General features: G+C 60.5%; 13 protein-coding genes. 11 read left to right on the top strand and 2 right to left on the bottom strand.

Annotated elements, in window-relative coordinates; all coding sequences use genetic code 11:
* Positions 1-72 precede the first annotated feature (72 nt).
* The 4 genes from AZE99_RS13165 to AZE99_RS13150 all read left to right on the top strand — a co-directional run bounded on the left by AZE99_RS13165 (position 73) and on the right by AZE99_RS13150 (position 2,522).
* A complete protein-coding gene (locus AZE99_RS13165; RefSeq protein WP_067201971.1) occupies positions 73-654 on the top strand; it encodes a fasciclin domain-containing protein in 582 nt (193 codons plus the stop codon).
* A gap of 178 nt (positions 655-832) precedes the next feature.
* Positions 833-1,402 (top strand): fasciclin domain-containing protein, encoded by a 570-nt coding sequence (locus AZE99_RS13160; RefSeq protein WP_067201968.1) that lies wholly within the window; start codon positions 833-835, stop codon positions 1,400-1,402.
* A 13-nt stretch (positions 1,403-1,415) separates the two neighbouring features.
* Complete coding sequence (locus tag AZE99_RS13155; protein WP_335339212.1) at positions 1,416-1,913, top strand: EVE domain-containing protein; 498 nt, start codon at positions 1,416-1,418, stop codon at positions 1,911-1,913.
* Positions 1,914-1,961: 48 nt separating this feature from the next.
* Positions 1,962-2,522 (top strand): manganese efflux pump MntP, encoded by a 561-nt coding sequence (locus AZE99_RS13150; protein ID WP_067201966.1) that lies wholly within the window; start codon positions 1,962-1,964, stop codon positions 2,520-2,522.
* A 6-nt stretch (positions 2,523-2,528) separates the two neighbouring features.
* Here AZE99_RS13150 and AZE99_RS13145 read toward each other — a convergent pair whose 3' ends face one another.
* Both AZE99_RS13145 and AZE99_RS13140 read right to left on the bottom strand, forming a co-directional pair.
* Positions 2,529-4,178 carry a thiamine pyrophosphate-binding protein gene (locus AZE99_RS13145; RefSeq protein ID WP_197460195.1) on the bottom strand — a complete coding sequence of 550 codons (1,650 nt, stop codon included), beginning with the start codon at positions 4,176-4,178 and terminating at the stop codon, positions 2,529-2,531.
* A gap of 195 nt (positions 4,179-4,373) precedes the next feature.
* On the bottom strand, positions 4,374-5,807 hold the full coding sequence (locus tag AZE99_RS13140) for an NAD-dependent succinate-semialdehyde dehydrogenase (RefSeq protein WP_067201960.1): 1,434 nt from the start codon (positions 5,805-5,807) through the stop codon (positions 4,374-4,376).
* An 86-nt stretch (positions 5,808-5,893) separates the two neighbouring features.
* On the opposite strand from AZE99_RS13140, the gene AZE99_RS13135 reads away from it, so the two are divergent.
* The 7 genes from AZE99_RS13135 to gspF all read left to right on the top strand — a co-directional run bounded on the left by AZE99_RS13135 (position 5,894) and on the right by gspF (position 14,002).
* Entirely contained in the window at positions 5,894-6,814 is a 921-nt protein-coding gene (locus tag AZE99_RS13135; RefSeq protein WP_067201957.1) for an SMP-30/gluconolactonase/LRE family protein, read from the top strand.
* 9 nt (positions 6,815-6,823) lie between these two features.
* Positions 6,824-7,522, top strand: coding sequence for a VIT1/CCC1 transporter family protein (locus tag AZE99_RS13130; protein ID WP_067201954.1), 699 nt, complete (start codon positions 6,824-6,826; stop codon positions 7,520-7,522).
* Positions 7,519-8,166 carry an HAD-IA family hydrolase gene (locus AZE99_RS13125; RefSeq protein ID WP_067201951.1) on the top strand — a complete coding sequence of 216 codons (648 nt, stop codon included), beginning with the start codon at positions 7,519-7,521 and terminating at the stop codon, positions 8,164-8,166. The genes AZE99_RS13130 and AZE99_RS13125 overlap by 4 nt, the downstream gene beginning before the upstream one ends.
* Positions 8,167-8,282: 116 nt before the next feature.
* Positions 8,283-9,092 carry a type II secretion system protein N gene (locus AZE99_RS13120; RefSeq protein ID WP_156472270.1) on the top strand — a complete coding sequence of 270 codons (810 nt, stop codon included), beginning with the start codon at positions 8,283-8,285 and terminating at the stop codon, positions 9,090-9,092.
* Positions 9,092-11,239, top strand: a complete 2,148-nt coding sequence (gene gspD, locus AZE99_RS13115) for a type II secretion system secretin GspD (protein ID WP_067201946.1) — start codon at positions 9,092-9,094, stop codon at positions 11,237-11,239. The genes AZE99_RS13120 and gspD overlap by 1 nt, the downstream gene beginning before the upstream one ends.
* On the top strand, positions 11,239-12,786 hold the full coding sequence (gspE, locus tag AZE99_RS13110; RefSeq protein ID WP_082788378.1) for a type II secretion system ATPase GspE: 1,548 nt from the start codon (positions 11,239-11,241) through the stop codon (positions 12,784-12,786). Before gspD ends, gspE begins: the two co-directional genes overlap by 1 nt.
* Positions 12,779-14,002 (top strand): type II secretion system inner membrane protein GspF, encoded by a 1,224-nt coding sequence (gene gspF, locus AZE99_RS13105; protein WP_067201943.1) that lies wholly within the window; start codon positions 12,779-12,781, stop codon positions 14,000-14,002. Before gspE ends, gspF begins: the two co-directional genes overlap by 8 nt.
* Positions 14,003-14,023: the final 21 nt, after the last annotated feature.

Raw genomic sequence — 14,023 nt, 5'->3', positions numbered from 1 at the left:
TCTTGTAAAAACCCGAATGTCGGTCGTCATTGCGGCTGGCAGGGATGCATTTGCAATTTTGAAAGGCTTATCATGCGTATTTCCCCTAAAATGATATTGACGACCACTGCTGTCATCGCTCTTGCAGCTTGCTCGACCGAAGCCCCTCAGGCCGCCGTTGACGAAAGTTCTGCCGACGCCATGATGGATTCAGCGACGACCGCGGAGACCGGCACGATTGTCGATGTTGCTGCTGGCAATGCTGATTTCTCAACCCTTGTAACCGCGGTGACCGCTGCTGATCTCGGGGCAACCCTGAGCAGCGAGGGTCCGTTCACCGTGTTCGCACCGACCAATGATGCTTTTGCCAAGGTTGACCCGGCTACCTTGAGCGCTCTGCTGACCCCGGAAAAGAAGGCTGATCTGACGGCATTGCTGACCTATCATGTGGTTGCCGGTGAACTGAAAGCGGCCGATGTCGTAAAAGCGATCACCGATGGTGGCGGCACCGCGACGCTGACAACCGTGCAAGGCGCGCAGATTAAAGCCTCTCTGGAAGGCGATTCCGTTATTCTGGAAGATGCTGCTGGCGGAAAATCGACCGTCATATTGACCGATGTCGAGGCTTCCAACGGTGTGATCCACGCGATCGACACGGTTGTCATGCCAGGCTAGTTTTCATCCCCCGAACTAGGATGAACTGGAAAGGGCTTCGCCAACTGGCGGGGCCCTTTTTTATTAGGACTATTGTGGGTTTCTTTCTGCTGCCGGGCGGCCTAGTTCGCGCCTACGAATTTCATCACCGTTTGATCGCAAGGTGCGGCGAACGGATTGATCACAGGAAAGGAAATTCATGTTTAACGCCCCCAAGATTATTCTGGCATCTACCCTGCTGGCATTGGTACCGGCCTGTTCTTCGGAACTGAGCAAGGAGGAACAGGAAATCCTCGACACGCGGATCGCCGATGAAAAACAGCCTACCAACTTGATCGCTGTTCTGCAGGCCAATCCCGACCTCAGCACCGCGAGCACCTTGCTCGGTCTCTCCGGCGTTGGCGCCGAGCTCGACGGCGAAGGTTCCTATACCGCATTTGCGACGATCAACGAAGTCTACAACAAGATGGACGCAGAAAAGCTGAGCGAGCTGATGCATGCGGACAACAAGGATGAACTGGCCGGCATCACGAAATTCGGTCTGGTCGAGGGCAGCATGACCTCTGCCGATATTGCCAAGGCGATCACCGATGGCGGCGGCACCGCCAGCATCACCACCTTGCAGGGCGGCGTGATCAAGGCGAGCATGGACGGCGACAAGATCGTTCTGGAAGACGGCGCCGGCAACAAGGCCAATGTGACGCAAGCCGATGTGGAATCGAGCAACGGAACGCTTCACATCATCGATGCTGTGCTGATGCCCAAATAGATTCGGAAACCGAATGACAAGCAAGGCCTCGCAAGATTGCGGGGCCTTTTTTGTTGCGGCGCTGTCGGCTAGCATGACCCGAGCAGAGAAGGAGCGAAACATGCCGCAATATTGGCTGATGAAATCGGAGCCGGACGAATATGGCTGGGATGACCTGGTCGCCGAGGGCGAAGGCACCTGGGACGGCGTCAAAAATGCGCAAGCGTCCAACAATATGAAAGCGATGAAGAAAGGCGATCAGGTCTTTTTCTACCACTCGCGCACCGGGCTGGAAGTGGTTGGCGTCATGGAAGTGAGCGAAGAGGCTTCTCCCGATGTCACGACTGACCCGGATCGATGGGTGGTGGTTAAGGTGAAGCCGGTGCGGAAACTGGCCAAGCCGGTGCCGCTGAAGGCGATGAAGCAGAATCCGGAGCTCAAGGACCTGGCGATCCTCAGGCAGACGCGACTTTCGGTGGCGCCGGTGGGGGAGCGGGAATGGGCCGCGATATTGGTGATGGCGGGCGAATAAGCCTATTGGGCGGTTGAGTTTTTTCGGCAATGCTTTCAAGGCATCGCCATGATCATGCTCTCCCTGATTCTGCTCTCCCTGGGTCTGGCGATGGATGCCTTTGCGGCGGCGATGGCGCAGGGCGCTTCCAGTCGCCCCAACCGGTCGATGGCCCTGCGGATGAGCCTCGCCTTTGGCCTTGCCCAGGCGATCATGCCGCTGCTGGGCTGGGGGCTGGGGATTGCCTTTGCTGCCTCCATCGAATCGGTGGCCCACTGGATCGCGCTGGTGCTGCTCGGCGGGCTGGGGCTGCGGATGATCCGGGAAGGGCTGGACCGTGACCCGGACGAGCCGTTGAAGGAGCTGTCGCTGTGGCCGCTGCTGGTCGTGGCGATCGCCACCAGCATCGATGCAGCGATTGCGGGGATCACCCTGCCGAGCATTGGCGCGCCGATTGCGGTGGCCTGCGCGGTGATCGGGCTGACCACGGCGCTGCTGACCTGGCCGGGCGTCTATCTGGGGGCACTGGTCGGTGCCCGCATCGGCAAATGGGCCGAGGTGCTGGGCGGGCTGATCCTGATCGGGCTGGGGATCAAGATATTTGTGATGCAGCAGTTTTGCGGCGGCTGACCGGGGCTATTTCGCTCGCAACCCGCTCACCGTCGCTCCCGCCGCAGTCAGAAATTCCACATCGGTTTTCAGATGCAGCAAGCGCAACCCTTTGCGCTGTATCGCCTTTGCCAGCGCGGGGGCAAATTCAGCGGTGCTTTCGACCGTCGCGCTCCAGCCGCCATAGGCTTTGGCCAGCATGGCAAAATCGGGGTTCCTGAGAGAGGTCGCCGAAAGCCTTGCCGGATATTCGCGCTCCTGATGCAGACGGATGGTGCCGAAGCTGCCATTGTCGATGACCAGCACCAGCAGGTTGGCGTCATATTGGATCGCGGTGGCGAGTTCCTGGCCGTTCATCATGAAGTCGCCATCGCCGGCAATCACCACCGAGACGCGGTCGGGGAAGCGCAGGGCGGCGGCGACCGATGCGGGGACGCCATAGCCCATGGCACCGGATGTCGGGGCGAGCTGGCTGGGGAAAGCACCATATTTCCAGTAGCGGTGCCACCAGCCGGAGAAATTGCCGGCTCCGTTGCAAATGATCGCATCGGCGGGGAGCTGTTGCTGCATCGCCGCGACGCACAGGCCGAGGTCGAGCTTCGCTTCGGTCGGCTGGGGGGTGGACCATTTGAGATAGTCCTGATGCGCCGCCTTGCCGGCGTCGAACGGCAGCAGGTCGTCGTCCCACAGCGCCACCTGTTCGGCAAATTCGCCCATCTCGGCGCATATCGGCAGGTCGGTGCGATAGACATGGTTGAGTTCGTCGGGGTCGGGATGGACGTGGACCAATATCTGGTCGGGGTGATCGGGGGTGATCAATGTGTAACCGTCGGTGGTCGCCTCGCCGAGCCGAGCGCCGACCGCGAGCACCAGATCGGCGTCCCTGATCCGCTGGGTAAGCTTCGGGTTGGGGCCATAGCCGAGATTGCCGGCGTAGACCGGGCTCTCGTTGGGGAAATTATCCTGACGGCGGAAGGCGACCGCGACCGGCAGGCCAATACGCTCGGCATATTGGGCGAAATAATGCTTCGCCTTCTCGCTCCAACCCGCACCGCCGATGATTGCAATCGGATCGGTGGCATCGCGCAGCATATCGGTGAGCGTGGTCATCGCATCGGGACAGAGCGGCTGGGCGGGGGCGATCACCTTCGGCCGGTTGAGCGTTTCGACCTCGTCGCGCAGCATATCCTCGGGCAGGGACAGTACAACGGGTCCGGGGCGTCCGGAACTGGCGGTATCAAAGGCGCGCGCGATATATTCCGGAATGCGCGCGGCATTGTCGATCCGCGCGGCCCATTTGGCGAGCGGTGTGAACATCGCGGTGAAATCGACTTCCTGAAAGCCTTCGCGATCGCGGTCTTCGCGGGCGACGTCGCCAATGAACAGGATCATCGGCGTGCTGTCCTGCATCGCGGTGTGGACGCCGATGCTGGCATTGGTCGCGCCGGGGCCGCGGGTGACAAAGGCAATGCCGGGCTGGCCGGTCATCTTGCCGTCGGCTTCCGCCATGAAGGCGGCGCTGCCATCCTGACGGGTGGAGACGGTCTGGATCGTGCCGCAGTCGTGCAGAGCGTCGAGGACGGAGAGAAAGCTTTCGCCGGGGACGGTGAAGATGCGGTCGGTGCCCTGGATGACTAGCTGGTCGACGAGAATCTGTGCTCCGGTGCGTTTTGTCATATCGATATTCCCTCAACCTCCCCGCGAAAGCGGGGATATCCCTCACTCTTCAAACATCATCACATAGTTATCACGCGAAGCCGCGAAGACACGAAGAAATTTCGTCATGTCCCAACCTCTTTGCGCCTTCGCGGCTTCGCGTGACAAAATAGAAAAGCATGTTCCGCATGCGCGGAAGCGAATAGATTATATTATTCAAGCCTGATGGATCGCCTTGGTCACCATATAGGCTTTCAGCCCGTCCGGCCCGTCTTCCGACCCGTGGCCGCTTTCCTTGACGCCGCCAAAGGGTGCGTCGCCGGGGCTGACGGTGAGATTGTTGATCGCCACCATGCCCGCTTCGATCTTGTCACCAACCATATTGGCGGTGCGCAAGCTCTCGGTGAAGGCATAGGCCGCCAGACCCAGCGGCAGGCGGTTGGCCTGGTCAATCGCTTCGTCGAGCGTGTCGAACGGCCGCATCACGGCGACCGGGCCGAACGGTTCCTCGTTCATGATATTGGCATCGAGCGGGACGTGGGACAGCACGGTGGGGTCAAAGAAAAACCCCTTGTCGCCGCGCCGTTCGCCGCCGAGCCTGACGTCGGCACCCTTGGTCCGTGCATCGTCGATCATCGCACCCATGGCGCTCGGCCGGCGCGGATTGGCGAGCGGGCCCATGTCGACCGAGTCGAAACCGTCGCCGACGCTGATCTTCTGCGCGCGTTCGGTAAAGGCTTTTTCGAACCGGTCATAAATGCCGGACTGGACATAGAAGCGGGTCGGCGAGACGCAGACCTGACCGGCGTTGCGGAATTTGCCGGTGACCACCAGATCAAGCGTCTTTTCGATATCGCAATCGTCAAAGACCAGCACCGGCGCATGGCCGCCCAGTTCCATGGTCGTGCGCTTCATGCCTTCGGCGGCCAGTTTCATCAGATGCTTGCCAACCGGCACCGAGCCGGTGAAGCTGATCTTGCGGATCACCGGCGAGGCAATGAGATGGCTGGAGACTTGCGCCGGATCGCCAAAGACGACCTGGGCAACGCCGGAAGGCAGGCCCGCGTCGATCAGACAGCGGATCATTTCGATCGGGCTGGCCGGGGTTTCTTCTGCGGGCTTCAGAATGATCGAGCAGCCGGCGGCAATCGCCGGGGCCAGCTTGCGCACCGGGGTGAAGACCGGGAAATTCCATGGACTGAACGCCGCCACCGGTCCGACTGGCTGATATTTGACAAAACTGTTCTGGCCAGCCGGGCGCACCAGGACGCGGCCATAGCAACGCTTGGCTTCCTCGGCCATGATATCGAAATGGCTGGCCGAAGCGGTGACTTCGCCGATCGCCTGGGCCAGCGGCTTGCCTTGTTCGAAGGTCATCAGGCGGCCGATTTCCGGCGCCCGCTCGCGCATCAGGTCAGCGGCTCTGTGCAATATTGCGGCGCGCTCGGCCACCGGTGTGTCGCGCCAGACCGGGAAGGCGCGGTCGGCTGCGTTCAGGGCGCGGTCGAGATCGGCTGTCGTCGCCTTGGGCAGATCGGCAATCGCTTCGCCGGTCGCCGGATTGACGACCTCGTGGACCGCGCGGTCCTCGCCGTCGATCCATTCGCCATCAATATGGAATTGCAATTTTCGGGGATAAGCGTTGGACATAGTTGCTCCTGTAACCTTCTGCCTAAGCACTAGACTTGTAGCGGAAATCCCGCAATGACTGTGACAAATAATGAGAGGAGTTATTCATGGAGATAGTCACCGAAGGGCTGCGCTTTCCCGAAGGCCCGATAGCAATGCCGGATGGTAGCGTCATATTGGTCGAGATCGAGGCGCAGCAGCTCACCCGCGTCCTGCCCGATGGTACCAAGCAGCTGGTCGCGAAAACCGGTGGTGGTCCCAATGGTGCCGCAATGGGCCCGGATGGCAAAATCTATGTCTGCAACAACGGTGGCTTTGAATATCATGATGAAAATGGTTTTCTGACCCCCGCCGGTATCGCCAAGGACTATGTCGGTGGCAGCATCCAGCGGGTCGATCCCGAGACCGGTGAAGTCGAGACGCTCTATAATGACGGCGATTTCGGCTGCATATTGCGCGGCCCTAATGACATCCAGTTCGATGCCCATGGAGGCTTCTGGTTCACCGATCATGGCAAGACCGACTATGAAAAACGCTGTCATGACATTGTCGGCATCTTCTATGCCAAGGCTGACGGCAGCCATCTCGAAGAAGTGATTTTCCCGTCGAACAATCCCAATGGCGTCGGCATTTCCCCGGATGGCAAGACGCTCTACGCCGCCGAGACCTTCACCTGCCGGTTGATGAAGTTCAATATCACTGCGCCCGGCAAGGTCGCGCCCGATGCCGGTCCCGGTGGCCCGGGCATCCCGCTTTATCGGCCCTCCGGCTATAAATTTTTCGACAGTCTGGCGATGGAGGAATGCGGCAATATCTGCGTCGCCACCATCGGTGAAAGCGGCATCAGCGTGGTTTCACCCGAGGGCGAGCTGGTCGAATTTGTTCCGACGCCGGATATCTTTACCACCAATATCTGCTTTGGCGGCGATGATATGATGGATGCGTGGATATGCCTGTCAGCGACCGGGAAACTGGTCAAGACCCGCTGGAAACGGCCGGGACTGAAACTGGAATATCTCAACAAATAGGATCGGCCATTGTCAAGATTGCATAATGAACCCCATCGGCTTGACCGGGTTGGCTGGTTGCGCGCGGCGGTATTGGGAGCCAATGACGGTATTGTCTCGACTGCCAGTCTGGTGGTCGGGGTGGCGGCAGCTGCCACATCCCAGGAAACCATAATGCTCACCGCTTTCGCCGGGCTGGTGGCCGGGGCGATGTCTATGGCTGCGGGCGAATATGTGTCGGTCAGTTCGCAGGCGGATAGCGAAAAGGCGGAGCGCGCCAAGGAAGCCTGGGAGCTGGAAAACCAGCCCAAGGCCGAGCGTCTCGAGCTGATATCGATCTACAAGAACCGCGGCTTGACGGCAGACCTTGCAGAACAGGTAGCCGACCAGATGACGGCGCATGACGCGCTGGGCACGCATTTGCGCGACGAGCTTGGGCTGACCGCCCATTTTTCCGCCAAGCCGCTGCAGGCGGCTGCTGCTTCTGCGCTGGCCTTTGCGGCCGGGGCGATATTGCCCGTGATTCTTGCGGCGCTGTTGAGTGGTGAGTTGCTGATCTGGGTGGTTTCGGGTGCGGCGCTATTATTGCTCGCCGTGCTGGGAGCGACCGGGGCGATGCTCGGCGGCGCGCCGGTTTTGCGGCCTGTCGTTCGCGTGACTTTCTGGGGGGCTGCTGCCATGGCTGCCACCGCCGCTATTGGATGGATTTTTGGAGCTGCTGTTGCATGACATATGAAACTGTAATTTTTGATTTTGGCGGGGTGATTACATCCTCGCCTTTTGAAGCGTTCAACCGGCTGGAAGCCGAAAAAGGCGTGCCGAAAGACAGCGTCCGACGGATCAACAGTGCCAATCCCGATGACAATGCCTGGGCACGGTTCGAACGGGCCGAGCTGGACAGCGCCGGCTTCGATGAAGCTTTTGCTGCGGAAGCGCGCGCCATCGGCATCGAATTGCGCGGCGCCGATGTGCTGGCGCGGCTCGCCGGTGATGTGCGTCCCAATATGGTGGCAACGCTGGACCGGTTGAAGGTCGAAGGCTTCACCATATCGTGCATCACCAACAATGTGCCGGCCGGCAAGGGCGCGGGCATGGCGATGGATGACGAGAAGGCGGCAGCGGTGAAGGATATCATGCAGCGTTTCGATCATATTATCGAGAGCAGCAAGGCGGGTGTGCGCAAACCCGATCCGCGAATTTACCAGATGATGTGCGAGGCGCTGGACGCCGATCCGGCGCAATGCATCTATCTCGATGATCTCGGGATCAACTGCAAACCGGCAGCGGCCCTTGGTATGGCGGCAATCAAGGTGTCGGCCGAGCAGCAGGCGCTCGACGATCTTGGCGCTCTGCTGAACATGCAATTGCCCTGATGCTTTGTGCGAATCCGATTAAACCTGTAATATATTCGTCATCAATGAGTCGTCGAATGGTCGTGAAATCGCTATAGCGCGACGGGGATTGCAAGGTTGCAAGGTTGCGGGGATTCGTGGGTAACAGCTTTTCGGACAGATTTGGCATGATGACCCGCTGGTATAACCAGCAGGGTCCCTATCCTGTCCTTTTCACCATATTGGCCGCTCTGTTGCTGGTTCAGGCGACCAGACTGATCTGGCTGGTGCTGACTCCATTGGGACCGGTTGGCGATTATCGCGCCAATGATGTCGAGATCCTGTCACCACAGTCGCGCCTGACCCTGTTCAGCAGCTTCGACCCGTTCTTCCGCACCGGTGCAGCGCAGAGCGCCAATGTCGTGACATCACTGCAGCTGACGCTTTTCGGCATTCGCATGAACGAGGCATCGGGACTGGGTTCGGCCATATTGTCCGGTCCGGACGGCGTGCAGACAAATTACGGCGTCGGCGAAGAGATAATGTCCGGTGTCACGCTGGACAGCGTGGAATTTGATCATGTGATCATCAGTCGCGGCGGCGTGCTCGAGAGCCTCTATCTCGACCAGTCGATCCCCGCGCAAACGGTTGGCACCGAGGATCCCGTCGCTCCGGCCTCTCTGTCCCTGGAAAGCAACGAAATACCCGGTGTCGCATCGCTGGCACCACGCAATGATCAGGGCCGGGTCACCGGTATCGTGCTCTCGCCCCTGGGAGACGGCAGCCTGTTCAAGAGCGCCGGTTTCCGCAATGGCGATATCATCGTGTCGATCAACGGCAATCCGGTTGGTTCGGCCAGCGATATTGAATCGCTGAAAAGCCAAGTCCGGCCCGGCGCACGCCTGTCCGTCGAAGTCGAGCGCGGAGCCGATACGGTTCCGGTCGCTGTCAATCTGGGAGCTCAATAATGCCTAGTCTATTCGCCCGGATCATGGCCGTGCTTGCTCTTTGTGCCGGCCTGTGGGCCGCGCCAGTGTCGGCCCAGCATACGCTCAATGTCCGCGACGCCGATATCCGTGCCTTTGTCCAGGACGCGGCAAAGGTGACCGGTCGTACCTTCATTCTGGACAGCCGGGTGCAGGGCAAGGTCTCGGTGGTCACCGACCGTCCGCTCAGCCGCTCGGAATATTTCGAAATTTTCCTGTCGACCCTGCGCGCCAATAATCTGGTCGCAATTCCGACGACCCGCGGCGCCTATCGCATCCAGCCCGCCGATGGTGCGGCTACGCAGCCCAGCAGGATCGGTTCGCGCGGTGCCGAAGGCAATCAGCTGGTGACAGAGGTGGTGCGGCTCAAGTCGATTGTTGCGACCGAGGCACTGGAAACGCTGCGTCCGCTGGTCAGCAAACAGGGGTCCATTACCTCCAACCGCAATGCGAACAGTCTGGTAATCGTGGATTATGCCGACAACATTCGCAGGATCCGCAGTCTGGTCGGCGAGATAGACCGCGACAGCGCCGCCAGCACGATCATCACGCTGAAAAATGCCGGGGCCCGGGAAATCGCAACCTCGCTGCAGGCGCTGGCCGCACAGGGTGGCGGCGAGGGGCTGCGTGCGCCGGTGACCGTGGTGCCGATCGACAGCAGCAACAGCATTGCCCTGCGCGGCGACCCCGGCGCGGTTTCGCGCTTTGCGCAAATGGCGCGGGAACTGGACAAGGGCGCGGAATCGGGAACCGAGATACGCGTCCACCGGCTCGACTATGCCAATGCCGAGCATCTCCTGCCGGTGATCGAGAATTTGCTGGGCAGCAAAGGTACGGGAGGCGGCTCGGCGACGGTTGCGCCAGCCGGTGGCGAGGGCGCACCGGCTCCCGCTGCCAGTGGCGGCAGCAATGGCATTGCCAGTCGCGGGCCATCGATTGTCACCCGTCTGGAAGGGACCAATGCGATCATTGTCGCGGCCAATCCCGATGTGCAGCGGATGATTGGCGAACTGATCCGGCAGCTCGATACGCGGCAGGAACAGGTGGTTGTCGAAGCGATCATCGTCGAGATTTCGGAAACGCTGGCCCGGGAGCTGGGCGTGCAATGGCTGGTCGGCGGCAAGGACGTGCCCTTTGCGGTGACCAATTTCTCCAACGCCTCGCCCAATATCGTCGATGTTGCCGGCGGTTTGCTGGCGGACCAGTTTGACACGACCACGACCACCACGACCGATACCGCTACCACCGTGACCACCAATAGCGCGGTCGGCGATGCGTTGCGTCAGAATGCAGCGGATGCGGTACTTGCCGCGCGCGGTGGTTTTGGCGGCTTTGCCACCAGCCTGGGCGGCAGTGCCGTGCTCGGTGCGATCATCAATGCGGTGCAGTCGGACAGCAACAGCAATGTGCTGTCGACGCCTTCGCTGACGGTGAACAATAATCTCAAGGGCAGCATCTTGTTCGGTCAGGAAATTCCGGTCTCGACCGGCGAGGCCCTGTCGGGCAATTTCGACAATGCGTTCCGCACGATCCAGCGGCAGAATGTCGGGATCGAGCTGGAAGTGACGCCACAGATCAATGCGGGTGATGAAGTGCGGATGGAATTGCGGCAGCAGGTAAGCTCTATTGCCGGGCCGGTTTCCGACGATTTCAACGAGCTGATCATCAACAAGCGCGAGATCAACACGACGGTGACCGTGGGTGACGGCGAGATTATCGCGCTTGGCGGGCTGCTCGATGACAACGAACGGCGCACGATCCAGAAAGTACCGTTTCTGGGAGATATTCCGGTTCTTGGCGAGTTGTTCCGGTCGCGCGGCAAGTCGCGGGTCAAGACCAATTTGATGGTCTTCATCCGCCCGACGATCCTGAAAGACCCCAATGACGCACGGCGCTTCTCGAGCGCGCGCTACGGCTATATCCGCGACCGGCAGCTCAGCCGCAATCCTGATCAGGAACCGTCGATTGACGCTCTGGTCCGCGACTATCTCGGCACCGTGCCGCCAACGGTCGAGGCGCGCCCGGATGACCAGATCATCTACGCGCCGGGTGATATGCCGGCGGTCAGGGATAATGGCATGATCCAGCAGACTCCGTTGCCGGCGAGCGAGACCAGCGGGAAGCCGTGATGGAGATCGCCCGGGGAACAGCAGCGAATGTCTCCGAAGCGGATGGCGGACATGGGACGCAGGCGGCGGTCAAGGACCTGCCTTATGCATATGCCCGCGATCATGGCCTGTTGGTGCAGGATCGCAGCGGTGAACGGCTATCGCTTGCCATGCGCACGGGCTCCGATCCCTCGGCCTTGCTCGAGGTGCGCCGCTATCTGGCTTTGCCCTTTGACGTGGAACCGGTCGACGGGCCGGCGTTCGAGAAGCTGCTCAGCGCTCATTATGCGATGGACGGCAGCGCCGCTGCCATGGCGGGTGACATGGCGCTGGCCGGCGAAGGACTGGACGATATTGCAGGCGATATCCCAAGCGCAGAGGATTTGCTCGACAGCGCCGACGATGCGCCGACCATAAGGCTGATCAACGGGATTATCGCCGAAGCCGCTAGGCAGGGCGCTTCGGATATCCATATCGAGCCTTATGAGACCGGCCTTGTCGTGCGGATGCGGGTCGACGGTGTGCTGACCGAGAAGCTCAGAATGCCGCCGCATGTCGCGGGCGTAATCGTCAACCGGATCAAGGTGATGGCGCGGCTGGATATTGCCGAAAGACGAATTCCGCAGGACGGCCGCATCAGCCTGACGCTGGGCGGGAAATTGCTCGATGTGCGCGTCTCGACCTTGCCCAACCGGGCGAGCGAGCGGGTGGTGATGCGGATTCTCGACAAGGAAAGTGCGGGCATCTCGCACGATTTGCTCGGCATGTCGGAAACGACGCATGCTATCCTCACCGATGCGCTCAGCGAACCCAATGGGATCATCCTTGTCACCGGACCGACTGGCTCGGGCAAGACCACCACGCTTTATGCCGGGCTCAAGCAGCTCAACGACGGCAGCCGCAATATCCTGACCGTCGAGGATCCGGTGGAATATGCGATCGAGGGGATCGGCCAGACGCAGGTCAACGCCAAGGTCGGACTGACCTTTGCAGCGGGGCTGCGCGCGATCCTGCGGCAGGACCCCGATGTGGTGATGATCGGCGAGATCCGCGACCGCGAGACGGCCGAGATTGCGGTGCAGGCCAGTCTTACCGGCCATCTGGTGCTGTCGACCGTGCACACCAATGATGCCGTTGGCGCGATCACCCGGATGCGCGACATGAAAGTGGAGCCGTTTCTGCTCGCCTCCACCTTGCGCGCGGTGATTGCCCAGCGTCTGGTGCGCAAGCTTTGCGAACATTGCCGCACGCCGATCCAGGCTGATGGCAGCCTTGCCTCTCTACTCGGCTTTGACAATGGCACGGTGGTCTACCGCGAGACCGGCTGCGACCATTGTAACCAGACCGGCTTTCAGGGCCGGATCGGGGTGTTCGAGGCGATCCGCATCGATGACACGCTCAGAAAGCTGATCAACGATGGCGGAGACGAGGCCGCCATTACGGCCCATGCCTTCCGCAACCAGCCCCATCTGGGTATCGCCGCAAGAGCGCTGGTCCGCGATGGGTTGACGACGCCCGAGGAAGCTATCCGCATATCTCGGCGCGAAAGCGAAGCGGTCGATGCCTGAATTTGCCTATATAGCGATCGATCCCAAGGGGCGGGAAAAGACCGGGCGTCTGGCCGCTGCCAGTGATGACGCGGCGCGGGCGAAGCTGACCGAGCGCAATTTCTATGTCGTGAAGATGGAAGCGGCGCAGGGCAGGAATGGCAAGCAGGCAAAGGAATCTGCCGGTTTGTTCGGTCCGAAAAGGCTGACATCGAAAGAGCTGACCCTGTTCACCCGGCAATTATCGTCACTGGCACAAGTCAGCCCACTGGAAGAAGCGCTGCGGCTGATCGGCAACCAGAATGAAAAGCCACATGTGCAGCAGCGGATTGCCACGGTGCATGGGGGAGTCATCGAGGGGCAGCGACTGTCCGAGGCCATGCGCCGCGAACCGAAAAGCTTTCCGCCGCTCTACCGGGCGATGATTGCTGCGGGGGAAAGCTCCGGCACGCTGCCCGACATTACCGAAAGACTGGCCGACCTGCTCGAGCGACAGGCCGAATTGCGCGGCAAGCTGATCGGCACATTGGCCTATCCGGCGGTGCTGGCGCTGGTTTCGATCATCGTCGTCGCGCTGCTGATGATCGCGGTGGTGCCGAAAGTGGTCGAGCAGTTTGACGATGTGAACCAGCAACTGCCGATGGTCACGCGCATTGTCATCGGCATTTCCGGCTTTCTTGCCGATTGGTGGTGGGCGATTGCCATAGTGATCGGCGTTGCGCTGCTGGTCGGTTGGCGTGCGCTGAAAGAGCCGAAACTGAAATATCGTTTCGATGCTTTCCTGCTGCGCCTGCCGTTTTTTGGCCGGCTGCTGCGCGATTTGCACGCGGCGCGTCTGGCGCGAACGCTGTCGACTATGGTTGCCAGCCGCCTGCCGATCATCGAGGGGCTGCGGCTGACCACCGAGACGATCCATAACAGCGTATTGCGCAAGGCTTCGGAAGATATGGTGGAAGCCATAAGAGGTGGCGGGAGCCTGTCCACGGCGCTCAAGAATACAGGGGTTTTCCCACCGATGCTGGTCTATATGACTTCCAGCGGCGAGGCATCGGGGCAACTTGACGACATGCTGGCGCGGGCGGCGGGCTATCTGGAGCGGGAATTTGACAATTTTAGTTCCACCGCCTTGTCGCTGCTCGAGCCAATCATCATCGTGGCGCTTGGCGGACTGGTCGCGGTGGTGATATTGGCGATATTATTGCCGATCCTGCAGTTACAGAATCTTGCCGGATTATAGGGGCGGAATGAAGGAATTAAA

Source organism: Sphingorhabdus sp. M41 (assembly GCF_001586275.1).
In the GTDB taxonomy this organism is placed as follows: domain Bacteria; phylum Pseudomonadota; class Alphaproteobacteria; order Sphingomonadales; family Sphingomonadaceae; genus Parasphingorhabdus.
The sequence above is the reverse complement of the archived record's forward strand: the minus strand, read 5'-3'. Positions and strand labels throughout refer to the sequence as shown.

Bases quoted from the DNA above. Each gene is read 5' to 3' on its own strand.
- AZE99_RS13165 (WP_067201971.1), top strand. From the start codon at position 73: ATGCGTATTTCCCCTAAAATGATATTGACGACCACTGCTGTCATCGCT.
- AZE99_RS13160 (WP_067201968.1), top strand. From the start codon at position 833: ATGTTTAACGCCCCCAAGATTATTCTGGCATCTACCCTGCTGGCATTG.
- AZE99_RS13155 (WP_335339212.1), top strand. From the start codon at position 1,416: ATGACAAGCAAGGCCTCGCAAGATTGCGGGGCCTTTTTTGTTGCGGCG.
- AZE99_RS13150 (WP_067201966.1), top strand. From the start codon at position 1,962: ATGATCATGCTCTCCCTGATTCTGCTCTCCCTGGGTCTGGCGATGGAT.
- AZE99_RS13145 (WP_197460195.1), bottom strand. From the start codon at position 4,178: ATGACAAAACGCACCGGAGCACAGATTCTCGTCGACCAGCTAGTCATC.
- AZE99_RS13140 (WP_067201960.1), bottom strand. From the start codon at position 5,807: ATGTCCAACGCTTATCCCCGAAAATTGCAATTCCATATTGATGGCGAA.
- AZE99_RS13135 (WP_067201957.1), top strand. From the start codon at position 5,894: ATGGAGATAGTCACCGAAGGGCTGCGCTTTCCCGAAGGCCCGATAGCA.
- AZE99_RS13125 (WP_067201951.1), top strand. From the start codon at position 7,519: ATGACATATGAAACTGTAATTTTTGATTTTGGCGGGGTGATTACATCC.
- gspD (WP_067201946.1), top strand. From the start codon at position 9,092: ATGCCTAGTCTATTCGCCCGGATCATGGCCGTGCTTGCTCTTTGTGCC.
- gspE (WP_082788378.1), top strand. From the start codon at position 11,239: ATGGAGATCGCCCGGGGAACAGCAGCGAATGTCTCCGAAGCGGATGGC.
- gspF (WP_067201943.1), top strand. From the start codon at position 12,779: ATGCCTGAATTTGCCTATATAGCGATCGATCCCAAGGGGCGGGAAAAG.